Origin of the sequence: Burkholderia sp. PAMC 26561 (assembly GCF_001557535.2) — a bacterium.
Classification (GTDB): domain Bacteria; phylum Pseudomonadota; class Gammaproteobacteria; order Burkholderiales; family Burkholderiaceae; genus Caballeronia.
Window position 1 is genome coordinate 102,067 of the sequence record NZ_CP014309.1, and the last position, 23,379, is coordinate 125,445.

The following is a 23,379-nucleotide window of genomic DNA, read 5'->3' on the forward strand; positions in this document are numbered from 1 at the left end:
CGATCAGTCCAGGATCGAACCGTATCGGTCGACGATTCGAGCAAGCCGTTGGCGCAAGCGCGTGAGCATAGACACGCGGTCAGCGCTCTCTCGCAAGTTGTTCAGTCCGGCTTCGATATGTGCGATGCGGTAGACCAGTTCCGCTTCTGCCTCACGCACTTTTACAGCCCAGCGGCGAGCGCTTCGGGGCGCCCTGCGCTGGTTTTTAGGTCGATTCATTTTTGCACCGGGGACACGCCCGCTAGATAGCTCGATATGCCAGCACTGTCATCAATCGACGGACTTAAAGTTGCCATGCTCGGCGTCGAGCTTGTAACATTTATCACATCATTTTTTGCCTATGCTTTGAATAGCAAATGATAACCGGCCAGCAGCCGTAACACTGCCGTCGAAGGACACTCGCGGCACCACAAGTTGGAAGGAAATAACCATCTGCCGTGCGCTGCAAGGGCAAGTGGCCGACAACCGTCGACCCACAACCGCATTGTATTTTGGGTGTCCTCTAAACGCACGTCGTAATGCACGGCGCAGGAACCTTCCAAAAAGCTAAGGAAGCGATGAAGCGGTATTGTCGTCGCAATGATTGGTGGCGGTACGTTGTTTTCAACCAGCAGGCTGCTCCAGCGCTCATCCCGACAGCAGTACTCCATGATTCCAAGCTTCCTTCAGCGCAGCAGTTAACCCCATTCCGTCCACAAGGCCATCGCGCATCTGGCGTTACCACCACTCATAAAAATCGCGTCCTGCTTGATCAGATGTGCAACCGCGACATCCGGGTTCACCGTATTAATCGTCGCTTGGCAGAAGAAGGCAACGTCTGATGTCTCGAAACCGATACGTCCGCAAGTTTCCTCGAAGTGTTGAATGAGTAAGGGTAAGTCACCGGCCGGCGTCGACGGGAGACAGGTCCTCGGTTTTTGTTTGCCCGTAAACTTTCGAATGTACGCAGCAGCAATCGCTTTCGGATCGCCGATACTGAAGCCCCCGATTGCAAGAATTCGTTGCATGAAACGCTCTTCGGTTCAGCATGGTTAGTTAAATCACCTGTTGAGCTGGGTGTTCCACATTTAAGAAGCAGAGTATCGCTGCGGTAATTGCCGGTAGCAAGATGACGTGTCGATAACGGCATGTCAAAGCGGGCGCCTCTATCGAATTGCATGATCAAGCGGGTGTTGCGAACGTCTCAGAGATGCTCGAAGCGGATCTTTTACCGAGGCGCTTGCGGCACGCGCCAAAACTGTAATGATCGTCGACGAAGTCGCGGCTATTTCCGCTCGCTCGCAAGGGATGAACGTCGTCCCGCTCGCGCCCGAAATTGCAATTCCGGTGGTCGCAAGCGTAGCGATCAATGGCGAGCGGTCCGCGTTGATCGAGCAGTTCATTCAAACGTGCAGGAAGAGATTTCGCGTGCTCAAATGAACTTGCAGAATCTCTTCCGTTCCAGCTTAATGTGCCTGAAAACATGCCCATTCAAATCTTAAATCCTTCACGCGCCACGCGTGCTACGCCACGTCCCATCGACGTTCCTCTACCAGACAATAAAATTCGGGCTTTGCTGTAACGCTTTTAATACGCTCGTCCGACGAAAGCTTCAGACCGTCACCCCGTAAGCGCAAGGCAAACGGGCGCGCCCAAGTTGAGACCTCGCCCAAGTTCCCATTGGTTCCGCAACAGAATGTCGATGGCGGTCGCATCGACGGGTCTTGAAAACCAGTAGCCCTGCAATTCGTCACAGCCGAAGCGCAACAATGCGTCGCGCTGCTCAGTGGTCTCGACGCCCTCGGCGATGACTTGGAGATCGAGTTTATGAGCCATTGCGACAATTGCCTCGACGATGGCGTTGCTGCTCGCTTGCGAAGTGAGCTCACTGACAAATACGCGATCCAGCTTGATGCGACGCACGGGGAATCGGCGCAAGTAGGCGAGGTTAGAGTAACCTGTGCCGAAGTCGTCGATTGCAATGCTGATACCTCGGGCCTTGAAGTTATCCAAAATGCGTATGCTTTCTTCCGGGTCCTTCATCGAAAGACTCTCAGTGATTTCCAGTTCTAACTGCTCGGGGGCGAGCCCATGCTCGACGAGAGCCCGAGCGACGACTGACTCCAACGCCGGGTCGTGGAACTGGCGTGCCGAGACGTTTATAGACATGCGCAAAGCTGGCAATCCGCTGCTCTGCCACGCCGCAGCTTGGGCGCAAGCCGTGCGCAGCACCCATTCCCCAAGCGGCTCAATTAACCCCGACTCTTCGGCGAACCCAATGAAGCGCGTTGGAGGCAATAATCCCCGAACCGGATGCTGCCAGCGCACTAAAGCCTCAACGCCAACGATGCGCCCGCTTTTGATTTCGATCTGCGGCTGGTAGTGCAAGAGGAATTCGCCGCGTTGCAGCCCGCGCTTCATCTGAGCCTCGAGGTCCAATCGTTCGCCCGCGTGAGCGCTCAGTGCAGGCGTATAACGCAGGACGCGATTTCCACCGCCTTCTTTGGCGCCGTACATTGCAGCGTCGGCATGCTTGAGTAATGTAGTCGCGTCCTCACCGTCCTGCGGATAGACGCTGTAGCCGAGGCTACATGTGACTGACACCTCGCGGTCGGCAATGAGCACCGGCTTGGCTACCACCCGGGAGAGCCGGCTCGTCAAACGAGTCAGTTCGTCGGTAGTGATGGGATTAGTCAGTAACAAGACGAATTCGTCCCCACCAAGGCGGGCGAATGTATCGCTCGCACGCATTAAGCGGCCGATCCGGCGCGTGACCGCGCGCAGCAGTTCGTCGCCTGCAGCGTGACCAAGGCTGTCGTTGACGAGCTTAAAGCGATCAAGATCGAGGAAAAGCAGCGTGAGCGAGTGCTCGCGGCGTCGGGCGAAATCGATCGCCAGGTCGATCCGGTCCATTAGAAGCGCCCGGTTTGGCAGACCGGTGAGCGTGTCGTGCATCGCCCGGTGGCGCAGCTCCTGTTCGAAGCGTTGACGCTCCTGCACTTCAAGATCCAGCCGTGCGACGGTGGCCTGCAGCCGGACGGCCGCCTCCGCTGCCTGCGCATGTGCAGCCTGCAGCGCCAGTCCCGCTGCCTTCTGAGAAGTGACTTCGTAGTTAATGCCCACTAAACCGATAATGCGTCCGTTGGCGTCCCGCACCGCTACCTTGGTCGTAATCAACCAGGCTTCATCTTCGAGCAGCCGATATTTGGCATGCTCTTCGTGATTGAGGAGCGAGCGTCCGTGCGTTAAGACCTCCTGTTCCTGGCGGTAATATCCGCTCGCGAGTTCGAGCGGATAAAAATCGAAATCGGTTTTTCCCAGCAACTCAGCGGGCTCGGACACCCCCATGCCTCGAGCCACCGCCCTGTTGGCGAAGATGAACCGCCCCCGCATATCTTTCGCATAGATACGGTGCGGTACGTTTTCGGCAAGCGCACGTAATAGGGTATGTTCAAAAGCGTCGAAAGTATCGGCCGCGGGGTCGCTAATCACCCATTTGCCTGATTTGATCCGGGGAGTGCGACGAGACGATCCAGTCATGGCAACTCCACGCCTGACCACGAATTTTCTAGGTCGACCAGACGTCCAGCCAACAGCGAAGAAGCAAAATGAGCAATCATTGTTCGGGTTCCAAACGCCGGCTCGGCGAAACGCGTGCGCCGGAGGCGCCATCAATGCTTTCAACGGCATATCGCAACCCTACAGCACCCGAACAAACCCTAGTGGCGAATGAGTGTACACGGTCGGGGATTACGGACTTATACGCTCCCATACGACATGTGGAAGTACAATTTATCTCCAGCTACACCGCTCGCCTGCAGAAAAGCCTTCAGTATCTAAAATAATTTCCGTTAATTTGTTTGTTAGCTTGCACAAACCTTAAAACTGCGGGAAGAAACTGTGCCGACTTTTAATGAGACGAAGGTATTTACCAAGCTTGTCGGCGGATTTTCCGTCGTAATTGCCCTGCTCCTTGGGCTGGGCATTTTTAGCCTTTTCGAAATAGCCGGCGAGAACGACCACGTCGTTTTACTGAGCGAAAATTCCTTGCCGGCGGTTAGGTACAGTCTGGAAATGCGGGGCAGCCTACACGCGATTCGCCTCGGTGATTATCGGGCGGCAAACAGCCTGTCAGCTGTCGATATTGATACGGCAAGCCAGCAGGTCGATCAAGCTATCGCCGGGTTTCGTCACGCGGCTGGTCAGTATGAGCCGCTGATAAATGACCCTGAAGAAAAGAAACAGTACGGGGAATTGCAAGCTGCCATGGGCCAATATCTGGATGCCGACCACAGTATTCGCACATTGGCTAAGGACGGCAAGCATAATGACGCAATTGCATTGCTGGAAGGAAAATCGGTTGAATCTTTAAATGTCGCCGAAAAGTCTCTTAGAGCCATCGTCGATATGAATGTTGCCGAGGCTAACAAGGAAGGCCTTGACTCGCGCAACGCGTTTTCGCGCGCGGTCGCGCTCGTCATTGGCGGGACAGTCGCGGCCACGCTTATTGGCTTGACGCTGGCGCTGCTGATCGCGCGTGGGCTGACGCGGCAACTTGGTGGAGAACCTGGCGATGCGGCCGCAATGGCCCGCGAGATCGCGGCAGGCAACCTGCTTGCGCCGATCACGTTAAGGGCCGGCGATGACCGCAGCCTCCTATTTTCGCTCGCCGCGATGAAGGAACAGTTGACCACGATCGTGCGCGGCATTAAGACTTCGAGCGAATCGATCTCGGTGGCCGCCTCGGAAATCGCGCAGGGCAACACGGATCTATCACAGCGCACGGAAGAACAAGCGGCATCTCTGGAAGAAACGGCGGCGAGCATGGAAGAACTCACGACCACGGTTCGCCATAACGCGGACAACGCGAAACAGGCCGCCGCGCTCGCTGGTTCCGCGTCGCTTACGGCGCAGCGAGGCGGCGAGGTGGTCGCACGCGTGGTCGACACAATGCAAGGTATCTCCGATAGCTCCAGCAAGGTCGCCGACATCATCGGCGTGATTGAGGGCATCGCGTTCCAAACCAATATTCTTGCACTTAATGCGGCGGTCGAAGCTGCACGGGCCGGTGAGCAGGGGCGTGGCTTTGCGGTCGTCGCAAGTGAAGTGCGCACACTCGCGCAACGCAGTGCGGCGGCGGCCAAAGAGATCGGTGCACTCATAGGCGAGTCGGTGCAACGTGTGGATGCTGGCTCGAAACTGGTTTCGGAAGCGGGCACGACGATCGCAGAGATCGTCACATCGGTACAAAAGGTTACGGACATCGTAGGCGAAATTTCGTCTGCGTCGGCTGAGCAGAGCGTGGGAATCGAACAGGTTAACCAGGCGGTCAGCCAGATGGACGAAGTCACGCAGCAAAATGCTGCGCTCGTGGAGCAGGCATCGGCCGCTGCCCAATCCATGGCGGATCAGTCGAATTCGCTGCGCCAAGCGGTGTCGATATTCAACGTGGATGAAAGCGGAATGCCAGCTGCCCGCGTTCCTGCGGGGCATTTATCCAGGATACCTAAAGCGAAGCCAATTGGCATCATGCAAATCAAAACTGCCGTGGACAAGGGGTTTATTTAAAACGACTTTTGCTGACCCCTAATAACTGGTCATGAAACTCTGCAGGCAGTTCATGTAGAAGATTCATCGAGTTGCCATCGCAGCCTACACACTCTGCGAGGCGGCAAAAAAGAGAAAGAGGTGTCCGAATGGGACGAATCCAGTTTTTGGTCGCTAATCTCGGTTCACAGCGAAAATCCCACGAGAATGAAGTATTGGATATGCCGATCATCGACGACGAATTGTGGGAACGACTTGAATTACTCCTGCTGCAATCGAAGGCGCCAGGCGCGAAGAAACCAAGACGCAAGCCGGTATCAGATCGGGCTGCGCTGAGCGGCATAGTCGTTGTGCTACGCACAGGTCTGCGTTGGTGCGATCTGCCTTCCGATCTGGGATATGGCTCCGGCGTGACCTGTTGGCGCCGCTTGCGCGACTGGCAAGCAACAGGCTTGTGGGATCGATTGCACGAACTGTTACTCGCCGAGTTACGCACAACGGGGCAAGTCGATTAGGCACACATGGCGCAGGACCGAGGTAGCCGAGGCACGCGTCGATCGGCTGATGAACCTGCCATCGTCCGAGTCTCGCGCTAGTGCTGCCTGCAGAGCCGACCGCGTATCGGCGCGAGTAGAGGTGGACGTCGTTCGCGCAATCTCTTGGCGGGTCGCGGTAGGGACGGTGGTTACCCAGCGCCCCCCGCACAGATCCGTACGTGCAGAACTACTGCATGCGGCTCCTACCAAAGGTGTTGACGTAAAACCGCTCCGACGGATGCGGGTGGAGTACCTTGCAAGGAGGCAGGTATTTGCTGACCACACGACTGAACCGTGACCAAGGCAGCCGATGCCGCTGACTTCTTCGCATCAGTGCGTGACGCCAAGAGCGGCGCACTGCGTAAAGGAAGCCCGATAAGCGGCGAAGGTTGCCCGGCACTGCATGATAGTTAAAATACCCTTGAATCACCCGCCTCAGCCATCTACCTACCACAGGTACCGGTTCATGGCGACGCCGCATCAGCGTTTGCCGAATGCGCGCCAGTGATGCAAGCATCCGCTTCTTGCTCGTCAACCGAATGATCTTGAATTGGCCATTCGACCGAGCCGTGCCACAGCAGTGCGTGAAGCCTAGGAAGTCGAATGTCTCCGGCTTTCCGGCCCCACGCTCTTGACGTTGTTGCGCGGCGAATCGCCCGAAGCGAATCAGCCGCGTTTTGTCCGGGTGCAATTCCAGTTTGAATTTGGCAAGACGTTCCCGCAGTGCTGCCAGGAATCGTTTTGCATCGCCTTCGTATTGGAAGCCCACCACACTGTCGTCGGCGTAGCGTACGAGGATGACATCGCCAGCCGCATATCGTTGGCGCCACTGCTGCGCCCATAAATCCAGCACATAGTGCAAGTAGATATTTGAGAGCAAAGGCGAAATCACAGAACCCTGAGGTGTCCCCCGCACAGAAGCAATGCGGCGTCCGCCCTCGAGGGTGCCTGCCTTCAGCCACTTTCGGATTATGCGAATTACTCGTCGATCAGCAATCCGATGTTCTAGAAAGCGGAGCATCCATTCGAGATCAATTTCATCAAAGAACGAACGAATGTCCGCATCTAAAATCCAGTTTACTTTCCGATCCGAAATCCCTACCGATAAGGCATCGAGCGCGTCGTGCTGACCGCGTCCCTGTCGAAACCCGTACGAGAACCCAAGGAAGTCCTGCTCATAGATTGCGCTCAGTACCGTGGCTACGGCCTGCTGCACAATCTTATCTTCCATGCTGCAATCCCCAACGCACGCAACTTGCCGTCCGCTTTCGGAATGCAAACCCGTCTGGACGCTTGTGCACGGTAGGCACCCGAATGAATCTCCCGGTGCAGTTCGTGTACGCGCCCATAAAGATGGCCCTCGTAGTCGTGCCACGTTACTCCGTCCACGCCTGCCGCAGCCTGCTTGCGAAGAGCATAAAAGCTTTCCACCAACAGTGACGGCGTAACGTGGTGCAGTAGTGCCGTGAAACGCGACTTCCGATTCCGTCGAGCTGCTTCACGTACGCCTTCGAGTCCCGTCGACGCGGTTATATCCCGGCTCTGAGTCCGGGGCGCGGGGTCCTCGTCAGCGTTCCCTTTGGTTACACCCCTTCCCTCCATCACCTCCGCCGGGTCATCCCCTTTGTTCGGCAACTTCCTCGGTAGTATGGGCGTATCCGACTTCTCACCGGCGTCAATGGCTGGATTACGGTCATGGACCTTCCCAGCCCTGTCCGGCCATACTACGCCGGACACCGATGAGATCTCGCTGCTTCCGTATGAAAGACTTCCCGACATGCTCAGGGTCTCCGACCGCGCAGGATCAGCGCACGACTTGCGATTATCGTCATGCTCCGTGTTGCCTTCCGCTTCGCTTAACAGCGTCGGCATCCCAGAAGAAATATTTCGCGGCTGAATGGCTGGCCTGTCGGTTTCCCCTGTCAACGCTTCGACATGTACCTCGCGATGCATGCCGCATGACTCGGGGCCAGAGTGATTCGCCACTTCTTCTCCGTATTGAACTTACTCAACTATCTTTCATCGGCTTTGCAGCCGCACTAAGCGGTGTTTTCTCCACACTACGAAGGAAGCGTGAGGATCAGCGGTCCGCTAAAACGGCATATCGTCGTCACGCGGCGCGGCCAATGACCGCTTCACAATCTTTAGCCATTCCTTCAGTTGCTTGATGTCTTCGAATACGAGCAGGTCATGTTCAAGGGCGTGGAGGCTCTCCTGCAGCGAGAAGATATCAGAGGCAAGATTGCGCATGATGGTGCCGGGCGACACGTCGATGAAGGGTGGAATTCCGTAGCTGTGCTTGAATCCGTTCTCGACATGCAGGATTTCGTGGTCGAGTTCACCGACCTGTTCCTTTAGTATCTTGTTGTAGTGTTTCAACCGGTCTTCGCCGATGTTGTTGATGGCGCTTTGGTCGATATGTTCCAGCTCCAACTGCAACTCAAGTAATTGCAACAGGCTGTTTTTGCTATACGCCTGATTGGCCCTTTGCATGAGAGCGGTCTTCCGCTCACGTTCCTGCGGATCAGTTTCTCGATCAGGATGAAGAGCGCTGGCTAGTTTTCGGTAGACCTCGCGAATCGATAAGCTGAGCTCTGCCTGCTCCGCTTGTTCTCGTGCCTCTGCAGCGAGTTGTTTAGGGGTCTTTTTTCGTTTTGCGCGGCGTTCTTCACGAGCTTGGTTTTCGACGGCGTCTTGTTTTCGGAGCTGCTCCATTTGCGCCTGCGCGCGCTGCAGCACATCCTCGGGCGAACTCATGTCAACGTCGTCGCCTAACTCAACGCCGAGCATGGCTTCGAGCGCCAATTTCATATCATCAAACTGGGCGGCAGCTTCACTGTCAAAGTCAGATTCGCTGTACCGGTTGTAAATTGTCTTAAGCTCCGGATCATCGCTCTCGGCAACCAACTCCCCCGCCAAGTCGCTGATCAGGTCGGCGATCGTACGTCGCTCGGATTTGGTCAGCCCCTTCATACCGTATGTTTGGTCAAGGCGATACACGAGCTTGGTTCGCAAGCTGATCGAAGTTTGCTCAAGAGGCGCGAACTCGTTTAGGTATTTCCGGTGGAAGGCAGGCATTGCAGCCTCCCAAGCACTCAGCCGGGCGCGCCGCTTTTCGATCTGCTTGATCAGCGTGTTGAATGCCTTCTGCCCCTTAGACAGATCAGACTTATTGTGGTCGGGAGCAATGCCGATGGCCCTGAGATTTGTCCTGGTCATAGGATGATTTCCGCTGGTGGATGCTAGAGAGCGAGCAGCCACTATTTTAACGGAGGTCGCTATAGCCGCGTTGGTTCCGCACGCGGCTATAGCGGAGCACGTGCACGTCACGATCAACGATCGATTCATGCCGGCAGCGCGTCGAACGCCGATCGACCCGCAGGGAGAACGGCCGTAGGAAATCACACAAAACGGTTAGTCGTTTAAGGGCTTGGTTACCTAGAGACACTCAAACGCGTGATCCATATCGGCTTGCCTCATGCGATGCGCTTGCATCCAAAGTAGACCTCGATACGTAAATATCGATGTATCGATATCTTTTCAAGATATCTGCCTGTTACCCTCACGGCAGCTGTTTGCTCGCAAGCAATGCGAGCCCGACCCGTTGTTTTTGCCAAGGACAAGTACGTCGTTTATGAGCACCATTTTAATAGTAGACGACGATCATGGGATTTTGACGGCATGGAGACGCCTTTTGCGGGCGGAAGGTTATCGAGTTGAGATAGCCGACAGCGGAGAGGCTGGCCTGATCGCCGCCGACAAGGTACGACCCGATTTGATCGTTACAGATCTGTCGATGCCCGGGATGAGCGGAGCGGAGTTTTGCCGTTTGCTTCGGCGCGACCCAAGGTTCCTCGCAATTCCGTTGATTTTGACCAGCATTGAGCATGGAAATTTCTCTAGTGCGCCTGCTTGGGATGAGGCTTGGGAAAAACCGGTTGCGATAGAGACTATGCGTGCTTCAATATCGCGACTTCTGCAGGGCATATCCAATTGACGAGCCAACGGCCGAACGTGACCAAACACGTCGGCGCAAAAGTGAAAATGTCGTCAATTTGCAAGCTACGCTGCATATAGAGAAAAGCAAGGCGTGCATAAAATCAGCTTTATGCTGTCTTGATCCCATCCGGCGCATGTCGGCCACGAAGAGTCATTCGAAATTTAACCCGAATTGTCTACATTGGGGTCGCCGTTGCGGCAATCGGTCTCGAACGCGTATTCCGACACTGCTGCACCCTTCGGGCCGCGACCGTTCACGTGCTGGCAGATAAAAATTCGGCTCGAATTTTTTCTGTTGCCAACCTTAACCTAGTCCAACAAGCAGAGCCACCATAGCCTTCGTCAACCACGAAGAGAGGGAGGTTAGCCAACGACTGTTAAGGCCAAGATTGCAACAGTCGGGTGAGCCGTCTTGGTGGGATATACCCGATTGGACTGTTGTTAGTCAAATCCCTGGTATGGCCCAAATTTCTAAATCTGCGGCCCCAACCCTTAGGCGCTTTCACAGGAACATACTGTGGGGAATTCCAAAACGCGCGTATGGCTTCGATAGACGGAAACTCAAACAGGGCAATACGCCGGCCGTCGGCTCTGCCTTCTAACTGTTCAACTTTTCCACCCCGGACAGGCTTCCCTCCGAACGCGTTTATTAATGGCATCACGGCCTGACGATATTGTCCGTATTTATTATCATCGTTGATTAAGGCCTGCACAAGCATATAAGCCGACATTAGATTTCCGATTTCGTTGAGCACGTTCCCGCACTGACCGGCGGTATCAGCGATTTGCACTGTCACCGTATCACGTCGCCTTCTGCACTAAGTATGAAAACATCCGCGATCCAGGTGATATGTCAATCCGGCGTGAAGCGATCTCATGTCGTCAATTTACGGCGCATGATTCGCTAGTCAGAACAATTATCCGAAATCGACAAGACAAGTGCGAGAAGTCCCTAATTTACATGATGCTCGGTCACGCCAATATCGCCACAACGCGAACTTACGATCGGTGCAACAGTCGTTTCCAGGAATCACCGACGTTTCGGATTATTAAATAGTTAGAGATCACATATTAGGTCTGTCAGGTCACTATGCGACCGTCCCGGGGAAAGATTTTGGTATCGGTTGAAGGTCTACCCTGAACAGCTTGGCTGGCCTCGGGACGCCATCGGGCGGGACCGATGCGGTACCGCCGTCCATGATGAAGTACGCGACGCGGCCGTAGTCACCAGGACTGCGCCTCCAGGTTCCGCTCGATGGGCCAATCAATTCTTCTGTGAATGGATCTCCGGCGACGCTCTGCGTAAAGCCGCTATTCAGGCCCGGGTCCATGGACACAACATCAATTGTGTTCTGACGGTGGGTACTGAGGTAAATGACCCCAGCCTGCTCATCGATGCAGAAGTCATCCCCCATGCGGCCGGCGACGACCAGTTCGGGCGAGCCTGCAGGTTCGAGTGTTCTAGGATCAACCTTGACCCTCATGAAAAGCTTCTTCGCCGTTGACGTGTAATAGAGGTAGTTGGTCTTTGCGGCATAATGCACCCCATTCACTCCCGGCTGCTCAGGCTTCATTTTGCCCGGAAAGTATCCCATGCTCTCGTGCTCAAGCCACACTCGAATGTCGGGAGCGCGATCGCCTGCAGCTAAGTCCAGCCTCCAAATACGGCTTGCAAAACAATCCGCGACCAGAACTATGCCGGGCGCAATCAGGCAGCAGCCATTGAGACCACGTGCGGTCTCTGGGAAGCGACACAAAAGTTTTGGCGCGACCGGCGAGCCCTTCTCCCAATGACGCAGGTCCAACTGATGCGCAAATGACTCGTGGGTGGTGTATAAGTTGCTGGTGAGCACGAGAAACACCTCAGGCTCCACTTCGACGATGCCGGTTGTAGGCTGCTCGAAAGTGTGGATGCATACAGCCTCAACCGCTTCATCGTTTTTCTGCGGCGGAACGTACCAGAGCTCTTTGTTGTTCATGGCCGTGACCAGGACCGAATTGTCCTGCCGTACGGCTAGATTTTCAAGGAAGTAGTTGGCTGGAAATTTGGCTACGGTGGTCAGGCGGGCTTGAGGCGCTAGATTGTGAGACATGATGAGTCTCCTCCGGGGGAACGATGCAAGATGAGGGCCACTGACGATCCTTTTTTTGAATCGGCCACGATGTCGAAGCCGGATCGAGTCTACTGAGGCACAGGAACCTGAAAAGCATTCAGGAGCGCCGCGATACTTTGATAGCAGCCGGCAAGGAAGATCAGGTCCACGATGCCGCGAGCACCCAAAACGGATACCGCCTTCGAATAGAGCTCCGCTGATAGTCGGTGCTCAGCCGTCAGTTGCCACGTGACGCGTTGCGCAAGCTGCTCCGTTGCGCTCAGGCCTTCGACATCAGTACCCTCCGCGAGGGCGCTGATGACCTTTTCCGAAAAGCCTGCTTCTCTTGCGACTGCGGCGTGCGCGTACCGCTCATAATCGCAATTCCAAACCGCGCCAACCGTCAGGATGACGACCTGTCGCACGCGCTCGCTGAGCGATGTATGCTCCTGCTCGGACGCTTGAAGGGCTAAAAATGAGGCTGCAATCTCTGGGCTCAGCAGAATCGTGTTGAAAGGGCCAACCAGCTTCCCGTCGTCCAGCTTCGCTTGAAAACCCGCCGCTTGCGCCCATGGAACCATCTTGCTGTTGACCGTTTCATAGACAGCCTCCTGCGCTGCTGTCAGCTCTTGCGGATCGAAAAGTGGCACCCGTCCGCCGAGGTTCTGTAATGGTTTAGACATCGTTTGCTCCTTATTGCTGCAGTCCAACCGCATCAGACGGCACATCGAACGCCATGAGGGTCAGCGAGACTGCGGTGAACCAACCCATCAGCACGGTGACATCGACGATGCCTGCGTCTCCCAGTAGCTCCTTTGCACGCTGGTACATCCCAACTGGAACAACACGGGGAGCGGCGAGTGTGGACGCGAGCTCGTAGACAATCTGCTGCCGAGGGTCGTCGAACGAGGCAGGTAGCCCGGCAATCAGGGCTTGCACCTGATGAGGCGGAAGGTGCCCCTGTTTTTCTCCAATCTTCTCGTGCTCGTAGTTGGAGTACGCTGCAAGCCATCGGCCATTGATGACGTTTGTGACGATCTCGATCTCGGCTTTCGTGAGCGTCGATGCCGTCTGGTAATAGGCGCCAGTGGGGACGATCGTCTCAGACAGTTTGGGATTGGAAAGCCAGATTTTGTGCGGCCCCGGAACCTGGCCACGGAGCTTCATGGTGAAGTCATACGCCGCTCTCATGTCCGGAGACATCTTCTCTCTCGGGATCTCTTCGTAGCGTCCGAATGTGCCGAAGCTAGGATTTTTTGGCATGCTGTTTTACCTCCCACTGTATGGTGTGCACTTCGTTTATCGGCCGATTTCGCGAATTCTCGGCCACCCGGCCTCGCATGTCGGTGAAGATGTAAATGCCTTTTGCACGGCGATAAATATGTCTGAATTTCAGGCACGCTTCCGCGATGGTCGGGTCATATACATTCGGAACAAAGCCCTTCAAATCAGGCATGAATACTCGGTAGGACAACGTCTCAATCCGATCGCTAAAGCTGCTCAAATCGACATAGCGCTCCAAGTCGAAATCTTTCTGCGCCAACTGCATGATTGCCCACTTGAATTGCCGGTCCAACGTCTCGATGACATGCAGAAGAAGACCTTCCAACTCTACAGCCTTGCGCTCTACAGCTTCAAAAAGCCGTGTCCTTGATGCGGGTCGAATCGTTGCGAAGCGCCGCGCCCGTTGGCGGGTCGTCGACATCGTGGACCATAGAATATTACTAGTGTGTATGGCGGTGAAAGCAGGTTGACGATACAGAAGAAAGGGTAGCGTAAACCGTGTTTGCAAATTGAGGCAGTCATAACTTTGAGCAGCTATTCCCAAAACTCTGTCCAACACACATTCCCAGCACCGCTTGTGCCCGCACCTATTTTTACGGGCGCGCTCCGCCATGTACGATAACGTCCTTTATCAAATATAGTGGAGCCGCCCATAACCACCCTGTCCGACGAGATGACGCGGATCCTCGAAGAAGCCGCCGAAGGGCTCAAGGCGCTCGAGGAGGAAGTGATCACTGCGGAGTTCAATCCGGACGACCCGGCGAGTGTCGAAGCGGCTATCGCCCACGTCGAAGCCGTCATCGATGCCAAGATTGCACGGTTTCGCGGCAACCGTCTCGTCGACGAAGCGGCGGACGCAATCAAGGCCGAATGCCGCGCCAACATTCTCCTGCAGGCCACCGACCGCGATACCGATCGCGGCACGCGCACGCTGCATTAACCGCGCTGGCGACTTAATCGGAAAGAGGCCCATGGCAGCTAATCCAGCGTTTCGCATCAAGCTCTTGCCCAGCGCCGGCGATGGCGATGGCGAGTTGTTTGCACCGGAGTGCCAGGCCGCGGTGCGTGCGTTCTTCCAGCAGCTGCGCGACGCCAGCGTTATCGCGCACCCGGTGGCTTTCACGATGGACTGCGCCGGCGCGAGCGGCTGCCTGGTCGGAGAGTTTGTGCAGCCGCTGCACGTGGCGGCCTGAATCGAGATGCAAACACGGACGCTGTCGGCGCCGACGGTCAAGCAGCACCTGGCCGCGATTCGTCACCTATTTGACTGGCTGGTGGTCGGCCAGGTCGTGCCGCACAATCCCGCGGCGTCAGTGCGCGGGCCGAGCCACACGACCCGCAAAGGCAAGACGCCCGTGCTGGATGCGATCGAAGCGCGACAGCTGCTCGATAGCATCGATGTCAGCACATCCATTGGGCTTAGAGATCAGGCGTTGATTGCGTTAATGGTGTTTTCGTTTGCGCACGTGGGGGCGGCACTCGCAATGCGGGTGGACGACGTGTACACGCACAACAAACGGTTATGGGTGCGCTTGCGCGAGAAAGGCGGCAAACAACACGAAATGCCCTGTCACCACATGCTGGAAACGTATCTGAATGCGTACATCAAGGGCACTGGGATTGGCGCTGAGGGTAAGGGGCCGCTGTTCGCACATTCCAGCGCGGCACCGGGCGCCTGAGCACCGCTGCCCTGCCCCAAGCCAATGCGTACACGATGGTGACGCGCCGAGCGCTTGCGGCCGGCATCGACACGAGATCGGCAACCACACGTTCCCAGCGACCGGCATCACTGCTTACCTGAAAAAGGTGGCACACTAGAGAACGCCGCAGCGATGGCGAACCATGCATCGACTCGTACCACACAGCTTTATGCCCGGCGCCGCGACGACATAGCCTCGACGAGGTGGAGCGTATTTGCGTGTGAATTGCGGAGGCTCTACTGAGTTCCCGTAACGTCGACAGATATCTTGAACGGCGTTTCGAATGTCCTTGACCAACCACTAAGTCATTCGGCTTTCTCCTCTGCGGTCATTCAACTACTGGGGCGCGCCGAGCCCGTTTAGGCAATTCGATTGCAGCACGGTTCACCGCCTCAACAACGTCAAGTGTGAGAGCGCTCAAATTTCAGTGGTAGTGAAACCATTCGTTTCGGCACGAGCGTAACGACGTGGCGAACAGCCAATGACGCGTTTGAACGCCGTGTTGAAGGCGCTCTCGGATTCATAGCCTACCGCGTTTGCGATCGTTCCAAGGGTTTCCCCGCCGCCCTCCAACCTTTCTCTGGCCAGCATCATGCGCCATTGAATTAGATAGTCGATCGGCGTTTCCCCAACCCGCTCCCGGAATCGTTGCGCGAATACTGACCGCGACAACCCGGCCCGGGCGGCCAACTCGGCGAGCGTCCAGCGATGTGCCGGGTCGAGGTGAACGGCCTCGATGGCTTTTCCAAGGTGCGGATCAGCGAGCGCGTACAGCAGGCCTACTCGATCGTCAGCCTGTCGCGACAGATGAAGCCTGAACGCCTGCAGCAGCATCAAATGCGCCAGATGCTGGGCCGCAAGCGCACCGCCTGGCCTTCCACTTTGCATCTCGGACATCATCTGCTGGATACACCAACGCATTGCTGCCCGATCCTCCGCCTGGTGCAAGTGAATGAGCGGCGGCAGCGTTCCAAGCAGCGCCCCCGCCTTGCGCGTGTCGACCTCGAAACGGGTGCCGGCAAATGCGAAATCACCACCACCTTGGTGGACAACCACTTCGCCGGGAAGTGAATTGCCGAGCAGGTCGCGCGCGACAGTCGGCTGCAGCGTAGGGTCGCTCGCGAGGGTGAAGGGTCGACCGCTAGGCAGGATGATGCAGTCGCCCGCCGTGAGCCGTACCGCCTCGTCCATGCCTTCCACCGCTAACCAGCAGGCTCCGGCCGTCGCCGCATGGCACTTGATCGTACCCGGGCGATTCCCGAACCGGATCGCCCAGACGCCACCTACATCAAGGCCCGCAGTCAGATAGCTCTTAGGTTTGAGAATTGAAAGAATTTCGGAAAGGGGGTCCACAACTCTCCCGGACGATGGCGAAGTAAATAGCGACGATCAGCTATATATCGTATGTCACCTGCGCAGGTAATCTCCCATTTTATCTGGAGCCACCAATGATCGTTGTCACTACCCCCACTGGTAATATCGGCCGTCAAGTCGTTCGGCTTCTGCTCAATGCGAACGAGCCCCTGCGCCTTATTGTGCGCGATTCAAGCAAGTTGCCGTCGGCGGTACGCGATCGCGTAGACGTCGTGCAAGGATCACATGGCGATGCCGCCGTTCTAGATCAGGCGTTCAAAGGCGCGGAAGCGGTGTTCTGGCTCTGCCCACCAACGCCGTCGGCAACACCTGCTGCCGCCACGGTGGATTTCGCCCGCCCAGCAGCGGACGCAATACGACGGCACGGCATATCGCATATCGTCGCGGTAACCACGCTCGGCCGCGACACGCCTTGGCAAGACCAAGCCGGCAATGCGACAGGCTCGATCCGGATGGTCGATCTGATGCGCCAGACCGGCGCCGCCGTGCGCGGGCTCGCATTGCCTGCGTTTATGGACAACGCGTTGCGACAAATCGATGTTATCCGTCAGGGCAAGATGCTCGGCCCGATTGATCCGAACAAGAAACTGCCGCACACCGCCACGCGCGACACCGGCGCTGCCGCCGCCGGGTTATTGATCGATCGCTCATGGTCGGGACAGGAGGACATTCCGGTGCTTGGTCCCGAAGAACTTTCTTATAGCGATCTGGCGAATATCGTCTCTGACGTGATCGGTCGGGAAGTACGCTATGAGCATCAATCCTACGAATCCTATAAGGAGGCCGCAATGGCACGCGGGCTAACCGATGCTTTTGCGCAAGGCTATGTCGACATGTTGCGTGCGAAAGAGGAAGGCATGGATAACGTGGCTTCGCGTGACACCGCCATCATTGGCCCGACCAGCTTCAGGCGGTGGGTCGAGCAGGAGCTGAAGCCCGCCATTGTCGATTGAAGATCGGCGGTACCGTCGCCTCGGCATACATCCAGCTTGGCCCGTTAGTCCGGGATCGATTCGTGAGTCAACCCGCAAGCGCGGCATCGACCGCGTCGCGTAAATCATCGAAAGAGATAGACAGAAGGAGGCTAGAGGTACACAGCCGCGCCGTCGGGAGGGGCATTGCGTGGCTTAGTGCAGGTACTTCGCTGCCGTGCCTGACCGCGTAAGCCCGTACTCAACTGAATGTTCGTCAACCGCATCGCGGGCCTCATCAAGCCTGGCGGCCGTCTCGTCACGGTCGCCTCAACTGGTCATCGCGGCGCCGATGTCGATTTCGACGATCCTAATTTCGAGCACACGCCCTACGATCCGCTGGTGGCGTATCGCCGATCCAAAACGGCGAACATCCTCTTCGCGGTCAAGTTCGACCGGCGTCACGAGCCTGCGGGCGTGGGCGCCGCAGCCGTGCACCCTGGCGCCGTGCTGACCGAGACCACCCGCAAAATGATCGAAAAGCAGCCGGCTGCCGCCTCTGCCTTCCAATGGAAAACCGTCGAACAGGGTGCGGCAACATCGGTGTGGGCAGGTTTCGTCGCGGCTGCCGACGAGGTCGGCGGCCTCTATTGCGAAGACTGTCACGTCGCTGCCGTGAACAACCGCCCCGCGGACGCCTTCGGTGTAAAGGCCTATGCTCTCGATCCCGAGCATGCAAAAGCGCTGTGGATCAAAAGCGAGGAAACGGTCGGCGAGCGATTCTGATTGCTGACCCGACGTTCGCATGCACTTCACTCCTACCTATTCGTCCTGCTCAAAACAGCCCGAACTTTAACTGTCAAATCGAGCGCTACGTTATAGCGCGCCGTTTTCATCTTGGTGCCAACCTCAAGCGCGAGTTCATGTGGAGTAGCCTCTTCGCATCACGTCCAGTTCAAAGGTTACGGGCATCCACAACGATGGCCCCATTCGCTGTCGCTTCGGTCAACATAATGCCGCCGCTTAGTATCGGATTTGCATCGCCGCAAACAACTTTCACCTCCTCCTCAAAAGCGATGGTGCGAGCGTGCTTCTCGTCATTTTTATGCGCGCGGGTGGTCGCACCACGCTACACAATCACTGACCGGCCGCCAGTCACAACGGTGGCATCGCCCGGCATCTTATCGGTGAAGGAAACGTTGAAACCGGCCGGGTCCAGTTCAGCGTCCGAGCTAATGGTGAGGAACGCCGACTGCTCATCCTCAGTTGCGCCAGGATCGCCAAGCGGCTGCCGGATGCGCGGTCGGCGAATCACCTGACTTGCAAAGAATACTGCCGCGCTCGGCTTCAATAAGATTTTGCGACCATGCCTGCGTAGCGTGACCTCAGTTGGGACGTCCGTCTGGACAGGTTTGACTATCGGAAGCGGTCCGTTCTTCCTTGACCAGTTCAATGAACGCTCGTAGCGGGGCGGACATGAATCTGCTCGAAAAATACAACTGAGGCCCTTCGAATTCGGTCCACCACCCCTGTAAGACAGGTTGCAGCTCGCCGCTTTGCAGGCATGGAGACAGCCAGTTTTCGAACGTGCCGATGATGCCTCGTCCGCCACATGCGAGTCCGATTGCCGCCGAGGCACCATCCACGCCGACGATGAGGCGTCCAGGCGGATCGACTCGTACCCTTTCGTCGCCGCGCTCAAATTGCCACTCGACGAGCGCACCACTTGAGAAACGCAGCCGTATGCACTCGTGATTTACCAAGTCGTCCGGATGTCGCGGGGCGCCGCGCGCTGCGAGATATGAGGGTGATGCGGCCCAAGCGATTCGCTGCTGACGGGGTCCGATCGACACGGCGATCGTATCCTGCGCCAAATGCTCGTCGTAACGGATCCCGGCGTCGTAACCGGCCGCGACGATATCGACGAGCCGGTCGTCCACCATGATTTCCACGCGGACCTCAGGATGTCTTTGCAGGAACCGGTCGATGATGGGCGGCAAGATGTCGACCATCACCGCGCCCGTAACGTTGATCTTCAGAAGTCCCCGTACCACGCGCTGGGAGCTTGCCGCATCGTGCAACGCTGCGCGCGTTTCTGCCAGTAGTGGCGAAATCCGGGCGGCGAGCGCGCGCCCTGTCTCTGTGGGCGTGACGCTGCGCGTGGTGCGAATCAGCAGCGGTACGCCCAACTGGATTTCCAATTGCACAATCCTTTCGCTGACTGTCGACGAGGACAGGCCGAGCCGGCGAGCCGCGGCCCTGAAGCCGCCGGCCTCCAGGACGGCCAGGAAAATCGACAGCAGATCCAGATTGGATTCGTCATGATTGTTCGGCATAGCGATCAGTCTATTCGGTTCCGGCCCAGTTATCACAACGCAGCGAACAGGCCTAGAGTGGTTCCATACTTTCTTGAGGACCAAAAGATGACAAGCAAAACAATTCTGATTACTGGTGCCAACAAGAGCATTGGTTACGAAACGGCGCGACAGCTAGGTCGACTGGGCCACCGGATCTGGCTCGGCTGCCGCGATATCGCACGCGGCACTGCAGCTGTGGAATCGCTAGTAGCGCAGGGTCATGACGTTCGGCTTCTTTCTATCGATGTGACCCAGGACGACAGTGTGCTGGCTGCTGCTGCGCGGGTGCAGGACGAAGACGGAAGGCTCGATGTGCTGATCAATAACGCCGGCATTTCAGGAGGGGCGAGCACGTTGCCTAGCCAGCAGCCGATTAGCGACATCCGTGTTGTGTACGAGACGAACGTGTTTGGTCCAATCCGTGTGACTCAGGCGTTTTTGCCGTTGTTAAAAGTCGCCGGTCACGGCGTCGTCGTCATGGTGAGCAGCGGACTTGGCTCGCTAGGCTGGCTTTCAGATCCGGATAACCAGTTTTATGGGGTCAACATTTTGGGCTACAACAGTTCCAAATCGGCACTTAACGCCATCACCGTGGCTTTTGCGAAAGAGCTCGCGTCGGTTGGAATTAATGTTGATGCCGTCGATCCGGGCTACACCGCCACCGACTTCAACAACCATTCCGGGTATCGCACTGTGGAACAGGCGGCGGCCGGCGTTGTCTGGTTGGCAACCCGCAACCCGTCGGGCATCTCAGGAAGGTTCTACTTCGAACAGGAGCAGATTCCGTGGTGATGACCATTGATCGTGCGCAGCGCAATCAGGCGGTAACGATAGAATTGCTGCTTTACCATGGACTATCCCAATTTCTTTTGCCTCGCTTGGCCTGATTGATCCGTTGCTGCGTAATGTGCAGGACATGATTACCAGACACCTCCGCCGGTGCGGGCCCAGGCGATTCCTGCTGTGCTCAGTGGCAAGGACGTCATGGCTGCGGCGAAGACCGGCTGTCTGATGTTGCCCGCGAATTTCGGGTCCTTTAACTGAGCGGAGATTGTGCCACCCGTTTGTTTCTGGGCGGCGCCTGCAAAGGAAACCATTGGTGATGTAGGGAACCGACGCACGCACTCAGCGGCGCTCAAGGCGAATATGGCGCTCGCAGGTGTCGAAGAACGAGTAAATTGCGAATATGACCGAATAACCTGCCAACGGCCAGTTGTGCCCAGATTGACGCTGATAAGACTTTGTAGCATGTCTCGTCAGAATAACTGCAAGTTGCCTCGCTACAACAGGCCATCAGTTTTGAACGCAAATTGCGCGAATGCGATGCAGGCTGACACCTGCGAATGCCTATCCTGCCCGGAGGTCGTTCACTGGCTTTGTCCAATAGGTAACGAAGCCTGCGTGATGTCCCGTGCAGCGGCATATTCGCAATTTATTGTTCATATTCGCAGTTATTCCGTACTTCGACACGAGTTATACCTCTCATACAGCTTCGGAGACTCACATATCTTCCGCACGCGGCTTGAGAAGAATCTTGCCGCGCGCCTGCCCACTTAAACTTATTGCCATCGCTTCACGCCACGCTTCAAGGGGTAGGACCCGTGCGATTGGAACAAACAGCTTTCCTTCTGCGGCGAGTCTCGCGAATTCGCCTAACATGTCCCAGCGTTCCGGGTGCGATTCCGAGAACGAGTGCCGCACTCCCAGTGCATCCGCAGTAGTGAAGTCTGTAATTGTCAGTACGCGCTTCGTGTCCCCTCCAGCTATTTTGACGAGGTCGGGCAAGACGCCGCTGGGCGGAGCAGTGTCCAGCACGAAATCGGGATGCCCATTCACCAGAGCCTCGACTCGTTCGACCATTCCGTCGCCGTAATTAGTAACCAATGCGCCAAGCTCGGCCAGCTTAACCGAATACGTGGCGCCCGCGGTCGCGACGACTCGGAAACCTTTCATCAACGCCAACTGCACGGCGGCAAAACCCACGGTCGTACCTGCTCCATGAACAAGCACCGTGCATCCTTGATCCGCTCCGAAGCGCTCGAGGCTGCGAAACGCGGTTTCAGCGGCCAGTGGAATAGCGGCAGCACTCTCCATCGACAAACCTTCGGGCACCAATGTCCAGTGTTTCATAATTGCGTGGTCAGCAGCACCAGCACTAAAACAATTCGCGTAGTCCGCCGCGCCAAACACAGCGTCGCCGACGGCAATTCCTTGAACATCATTCGCGACAGCATCCACGATACCGGATACGTCGAGGCCGATGCCACGAGGCATATTTCCCGGAAACAAGCCTCGGCACAGCGCCCAGTCGGACGGATTCAAACCACATGCAACCACGCGCACGCGGATCAAGCCGGCATCCGGGTATGGAATCGACACCTGCTCCATGCGCAATACCGAGGACGGCTCTCCAAATTGATGAAAACGCACTGCCCGCATGGTTTCAATCGACTCTGCTTGTCCGCTCATAACCTGCTCCTGTTTAACAAAAATGTATTTGTCAGTGACTGACATTTAACCATAGCATATAATGTCAGTTACTGACACATAGACGAGTTTTTCATTGCCAAGAAACGGTACCGAGGTGCGACGCCGCTTGCAGGAAGCGGCGCTTGAGTTGTACGCAGCGAACGGATTTGATCAAACCACAACTGCTGAGATCGCGACGCTGGCAGGCGTGACGGAGCGCACGTTTTTCAGGCACTTCGCCGATAAGCGAGAGGTAGTGTTCGATGGCGAAGCTGCGTTGATTGAAATGCTGGTCGATGGAGTGCGCCGTGCGCCCGATGGAGGTGCGCCGATGGAAGTACTGTTACATGCGTTCCGTTCGGTAGTAGCGCTCGTGGAAGCGAATCGTCCGTTTCTGACACCGCGGCAAAAAGTGATCGAAGCTGCACCTGCTCTTCGAGAGCGTGCGCTGGCCAAAGCCGCGGCCATTACGACAGCCTTGTCGGCGGCATTGGTCGAGCGCGGCCTAAATTCTCCCCTTGCAATGCTTGCCGCCCAGACAGGCATCGCGGCGTTTGGTTATGCGACCAATACTTGGCACAGCGATCCGTCATCGGGATTGAACAATCATCTCGATGTCGCTTTCGCCCGTTTGCGAGGTTTGGCCTCTACCGGTTAAAGCTCTAGTAGGGGAAGGGCGGCCTGGGATTTGCCCGCCGATACATATGATAGTGTCCTCTATTACATATACGGAGCATCTCATGGCGACCATAACGGACGAGATGACGCGCATCCTCGAAGACGCCGCCGAAGGGCTCAAGGCACTCGAGGAAGAAGTCATCACCGCGGAGTTCAATCCGGACGACCCAGTGAGTGCCGAAGCGGCCATCGCCCACGTCGAAGCTGTCATCGATGCGAAAATCGCACGTTTTCGCGGCAACCGTCTTGTCGAGGAAGCGGCAGACGCGATCAAAGCCGAATGCCGGGCTAACATTCTTTGGCAGGCCACCGATCGCGGCACGCGCACGCTGCATTGATCGTGCTGGCCTTTTATGACACTGCCTTGACCCGTACCACTCAGATTCGTGTGACTTTCCTTCCGTCGGCTGACGAAGCTCGCGCTCATCTTCCCAATGACTTTGTGCTTGCGC

The 23,379-nt window shown here is 56.6% G+C and carries 21 protein-coding genes and 5 pseudogenes; 12 read left to right on the forward strand and 14 right to left on the reverse strand.

Going from position 1 to position 23,379, the window contains the following annotated elements; translation table 11 throughout:
* Positions 1-3: 3 nt before the first annotated feature.
* Both AXG89_RS42390 and AXG89_RS27190 read right to left on the reverse strand, forming a co-directional pair.
* Positions 4-219 carry a hypothetical protein gene (locus tag AXG89_RS42390; RefSeq protein ID WP_162916145.1) on the reverse strand — a complete coding sequence of 72 codons (216 nt, stop codon included), beginning with the start codon at positions 217-219 and terminating at the stop codon, positions 4-6.
* Positions 220-677: 458 nt separating this feature from the next.
* Positions 678-1,007 (reverse strand): Type 1 glutamine amidotransferase-like domain-containing protein, encoded by a 330-nt coding sequence (locus AXG89_RS27190; RefSeq protein ID WP_062173934.1) that lies wholly within the window; start codon positions 1,005-1,007, stop codon positions 678-680.
* A 235-nt stretch (positions 1,008-1,242) separates the two neighbouring features.
* Here AXG89_RS27190 and AXG89_RS42395 point away from each other — a divergent pair, with 235 nt between their 5' ends.
* Complete coding sequence (locus AXG89_RS42395) at positions 1,243-1,419, forward strand: hypothetical protein (RefSeq protein ID WP_162916144.1); 177 nt, start codon at positions 1,243-1,245, stop codon at positions 1,417-1,419.
* Positions 1,420-1,599: 180 nt separating this feature from the next.
* Here AXG89_RS42395 and AXG89_RS27195 read toward each other — a convergent pair whose 3' ends face one another.
* On the reverse strand, positions 1,600-3,519 hold the full coding sequence (locus AXG89_RS27195; protein WP_162916143.1) for a putative bifunctional diguanylate cyclase/phosphodiesterase: 1,920 nt from the start codon (positions 3,517-3,519) through the stop codon (positions 1,600-1,602).
* 360 nt (positions 3,520-3,879) lie between these two features.
* Between AXG89_RS27195 and AXG89_RS44280 the strand changes: the two genes are divergently transcribed.
* Both AXG89_RS44280 and AXG89_RS27205 read left to right on the forward strand, forming a co-directional pair.
* Positions 3,880-5,547: a methyl-accepting chemotaxis protein gene (locus AXG89_RS44280; RefSeq protein WP_069638448.1), complete on the forward strand. Its 1,668-nt coding sequence runs from the start codon at positions 3,880-3,882 to the stop codon at positions 5,545-5,547.
* A 194-nt stretch (positions 5,548-5,741) separates the two neighbouring features.
* A pseudogene (locus tag AXG89_RS27205) lies at positions 5,742-6,038 on the forward strand (transposase); the annotation flags it as partial.
* A gap of 211 nt (positions 6,039-6,249) precedes the next feature.
* Here AXG89_RS27205 and ltrA read toward each other — a convergent pair.
* Together ltrA and AXG89_RS27215 are read right to left on the reverse strand one after the other, a co-directional pair.
* Positions 6,250-8,015: pseudogene (gene ltrA / locus AXG89_RS27210) on the reverse strand (group II intron reverse transcriptase/maturase).
* A 138-nt stretch (positions 8,016-8,153) separates the two neighbouring features.
* On the reverse strand, positions 8,154-9,281 hold the full coding sequence (locus AXG89_RS27215) for a J domain-containing protein (RefSeq protein WP_062173928.1): 1,128 nt from the start codon (positions 9,279-9,281) through the stop codon (positions 8,154-8,156).
* 415 nt (positions 9,282-9,696) lie between these two features.
* Here AXG89_RS27215 and AXG89_RS27220 point away from each other — a divergent pair, with 415 nt between their 5' ends.
* Positions 9,697-10,059, forward strand: coding sequence for a response regulator (locus AXG89_RS27220; protein WP_062173926.1), 363 nt, complete (start codon positions 9,697-9,699; stop codon positions 10,057-10,059).
* A gap of 379 nt (positions 10,060-10,438) precedes the next feature.
* Here the strand turns inward: AXG89_RS27220 and AXG89_RS44900 are convergent, their stop codons facing one another.
* The 5 genes from AXG89_RS44900 to AXG89_RS27250 form a co-directional block, all read right to left on the reverse strand.
* Positions 10,439-10,792: a DUF1330 domain-containing protein gene (locus tag AXG89_RS44900; protein WP_442861767.1), complete on the reverse strand. Its 354-nt coding sequence runs from the start codon at positions 10,790-10,792 to the stop codon at positions 10,439-10,441.
* 357 nt (positions 10,793-11,149) lie between these two features.
* Entirely contained in the window at positions 11,150-12,154 is a 1,005-nt protein-coding gene (locus tag AXG89_RS27235; RefSeq protein ID WP_062173924.1) for a hypothetical protein, read from the reverse strand.
* A gap of 89 nt (positions 12,155-12,243) precedes the next feature.
* Positions 12,244-12,837: a carboxymuconolactone decarboxylase family protein gene (locus tag AXG89_RS27240; RefSeq protein WP_062173922.1), complete on the reverse strand. Its 594-nt coding sequence runs from the start codon at positions 12,835-12,837 to the stop codon at positions 12,244-12,246.
* Positions 12,838-12,847: 10 nt separating this feature from the next.
* A complete protein-coding gene (locus AXG89_RS27245; protein WP_062173920.1) occupies positions 12,848-13,417 on the reverse strand; it encodes a carboxymuconolactone decarboxylase family protein in 570 nt (189 codons plus the stop codon).
* Positions 13,401-13,859 (reverse strand): hypothetical protein, encoded by a 459-nt coding sequence (locus AXG89_RS27250; protein ID WP_162916142.1) that lies wholly within the window; start codon positions 13,857-13,859, stop codon positions 13,401-13,403. Before AXG89_RS27250 ends, AXG89_RS27245 begins: the two co-directional genes overlap by 17 nt.
* Positions 13,860-14,078: 219 nt before the next feature.
* On the opposite strand from AXG89_RS27250, the gene AXG89_RS27255 reads away from it, so the two are divergent.
* Positions 14,079-14,378, forward strand: coding sequence for a hypothetical protein (locus AXG89_RS27255; RefSeq protein ID WP_162916141.1), 300 nt, complete (start codon positions 14,079-14,081; stop codon positions 14,376-14,378).
* Positions 14,379-14,562: 184 nt separating this feature from the next.
* Positions 14,563-15,362 (forward strand): annotated as a pseudogene (locus tag AXG89_RS27260) (tyrosine-type recombinase/integrase).
* 193 nt (positions 15,363-15,555) lie between these two features.
* Here AXG89_RS27260 and AXG89_RS27265 read toward each other — a convergent pair.
* A complete protein-coding gene (locus AXG89_RS27265; RefSeq protein WP_062173915.1) occupies positions 15,556-16,491 on the reverse strand; it encodes an AraC family transcriptional regulator in 936 nt (311 codons plus the stop codon).
* A gap of 95 nt (positions 16,492-16,586) precedes the next feature.
* On the opposite strand from AXG89_RS27265, the gene AXG89_RS27270 reads away from it, so the two are divergent.
* Both AXG89_RS27270 and AXG89_RS27275 read left to right on the forward strand, forming a co-directional pair.
* Entirely contained in the window at positions 16,587-17,465 is an 879-nt protein-coding gene (locus AXG89_RS27270) for an NmrA family NAD(P)-binding protein (RefSeq protein WP_062173912.1), read from the forward strand.
* Positions 17,466-17,693: 228 nt separating this feature from the next.
* A pseudogene (locus tag AXG89_RS27275) lies at positions 17,694-18,209 on the forward strand (SDR family NAD(P)-dependent oxidoreductase); the annotation flags it as partial.
* Positions 18,210-18,552: 343 nt separating this feature from the next.
* On the opposite strand, the gene AXG89_RS27280 reads toward AXG89_RS27275, so the two are convergent.
* On the reverse strand, positions 18,553-18,774 hold the full coding sequence (locus tag AXG89_RS27280; RefSeq protein ID WP_062173908.1) for a hypothetical protein: 222 nt from the start codon (positions 18,772-18,774) through the stop codon (positions 18,553-18,555).
* A gap of 34 nt (positions 18,775-18,808) precedes the next feature.
* Positions 18,809-19,759 (reverse strand): LysR family transcriptional regulator, encoded by a 951-nt coding sequence (locus AXG89_RS27285; RefSeq protein WP_062173906.1) that lies wholly within the window; start codon positions 19,757-19,759, stop codon positions 18,809-18,811.
* 87 nt (positions 19,760-19,846) lie between these two features.
* On the opposite strand from AXG89_RS27285, the gene AXG89_RS27290 reads away from it, so the two are divergent.
* Positions 19,847-20,572, forward strand: a complete 726-nt coding sequence (locus AXG89_RS27290; RefSeq protein WP_062173904.1) for an SDR family oxidoreductase — start codon at positions 19,847-19,849, stop codon at positions 20,570-20,572.
* Positions 20,573-20,642: 70 nt separating this feature from the next.
* Positions 20,643-20,785: pseudogene (locus tag AXG89_RS43445) on the forward strand (DEAD/DEAH box helicase); the annotation flags it as partial.
* 495 nt (positions 20,786-21,280) lie between these two features.
* Here AXG89_RS43445 and AXG89_RS27300 read toward each other — a convergent pair.
* The gene (locus tag AXG89_RS27300) at positions 21,281-22,294 is read right to left on the reverse strand and encodes an NADP-dependent oxidoreductase (protein ID WP_335671975.1); all 1,014 of its coding nucleotides are present in this window, start codon (positions 22,292-22,294) and stop codon (positions 21,281-21,283) included.
* Between the two features lie 49 nt (positions 22,295-22,343).
* Between AXG89_RS27300 and AXG89_RS27305 the strand changes: the two genes are divergently transcribed.
* Complete coding sequence (locus AXG89_RS27305) at positions 22,344-22,907, forward strand: TetR family transcriptional regulator (RefSeq protein WP_062173902.1); 564 nt, start codon at positions 22,344-22,346, stop codon at positions 22,905-22,907.
* A gap of 82 nt (positions 22,908-22,989) precedes the next feature.
* Positions 22,990-23,265 carry a hypothetical protein gene (locus tag AXG89_RS27310; RefSeq protein WP_062173900.1) on the forward strand — a complete coding sequence of 92 codons (276 nt, stop codon included), beginning with the start codon at positions 22,990-22,992 and terminating at the stop codon, positions 23,263-23,265.
* Positions 23,266-23,379: the final 114 nt, after the last annotated feature.

What these genes read in the sequence shown, in the direction of transcription:
- AXG89_RS42390 (WP_162916145.1), bottom strand. Translation starts at nt 219, where the DNA reads ATGAATCGACCTAAAAACCAGCGCAGGGCGCCCCGAAGCGCTCGCCGC.
- AXG89_RS27190 (WP_062173934.1), bottom strand. Translation starts at nt 1,007, where the DNA reads ATGCAACGAATTCTTGCAATCGGGGGCTTCAGTATCGGCGATCCGAAA.
- AXG89_RS42395 (WP_162916144.1), top strand. Translation starts at nt 1,243, where the DNA reads ATGATCGTCGACGAAGTCGCGGCTATTTCCGCTCGCTCGCAAGGGATG.
- AXG89_RS27195 (WP_162916143.1), bottom strand. Translation starts at nt 3,519, where the DNA reads ATGACTGGATCGTCTCGTCGCACTCCCCGGATCAAATCAGGCAAATGG.
- AXG89_RS27215 (WP_062173928.1), bottom strand. Translation starts at nt 9,281, where the DNA reads ATGACCAGGACAAATCTCAGGGCCATCGGCATTGCTCCCGACCACAAT.
- AXG89_RS27220 (WP_062173926.1), top strand. Translation starts at nt 9,697, where the DNA reads ATGAGCACCATTTTAATAGTAGACGACGATCATGGGATTTTGACGGCA.
- AXG89_RS44900 (WP_442861767.1), bottom strand. Translation starts at nt 10,792, where the DNA reads ATGTCGGCTTATATGCTTGTGCAGGCCTTAATCAACGATGATAATAAA.
- AXG89_RS27235 (WP_062173924.1), bottom strand. Translation starts at nt 12,154, where the DNA reads ATGTCTCACAATCTAGCGCCTCAAGCCCGCCTGACCACCGTAGCCAAA.
- AXG89_RS27240 (WP_062173922.1), bottom strand. Translation starts at nt 12,837, where the DNA reads ATGTCTAAACCATTACAGAACCTCGGCGGACGGGTGCCACTTTTCGAT.
- AXG89_RS27245 (WP_062173920.1), bottom strand. Translation starts at nt 13,417, where the DNA reads ATGCCAAAAAATCCTAGCTTCGGCACATTCGGACGCTACGAAGAGATC.
- AXG89_RS27250 (WP_162916142.1), bottom strand. Translation starts at nt 13,859, where the DNA reads ATGTCGACGACCCGCCAACGGGCGCGGCGCTTCGCAACGATTCGACCC.
- AXG89_RS27270 (WP_062173912.1), top strand. Translation starts at nt 16,587, where the DNA reads ATGATCGTTGTCACTACCCCCACTGGTAATATCGGCCGTCAAGTCGTT.
- AXG89_RS27285 (WP_062173906.1), bottom strand. Translation starts at nt 19,759, where the DNA reads ATGCCGAACAATCATGACGAATCCAATCTGGATCTGCTGTCGATTTTC.
- AXG89_RS27290 (WP_062173904.1), top strand. Translation starts at nt 19,847, where the DNA reads ATGACAAGCAAAACAATTCTGATTACTGGTGCCAACAAGAGCATTGGT.
- AXG89_RS27300 (WP_335671975.1), bottom strand. Translation starts at nt 22,294, where the DNA reads ATGTCAGTCACTGACAAATACATTTTTGTTAAACAGGAGCAGGTTATG.
- AXG89_RS27310 (WP_062173900.1), top strand. Translation starts at nt 22,990, where the DNA reads ATGGCGACCATAACGGACGAGATGACGCGCATCCTCGAAGACGCCGCC.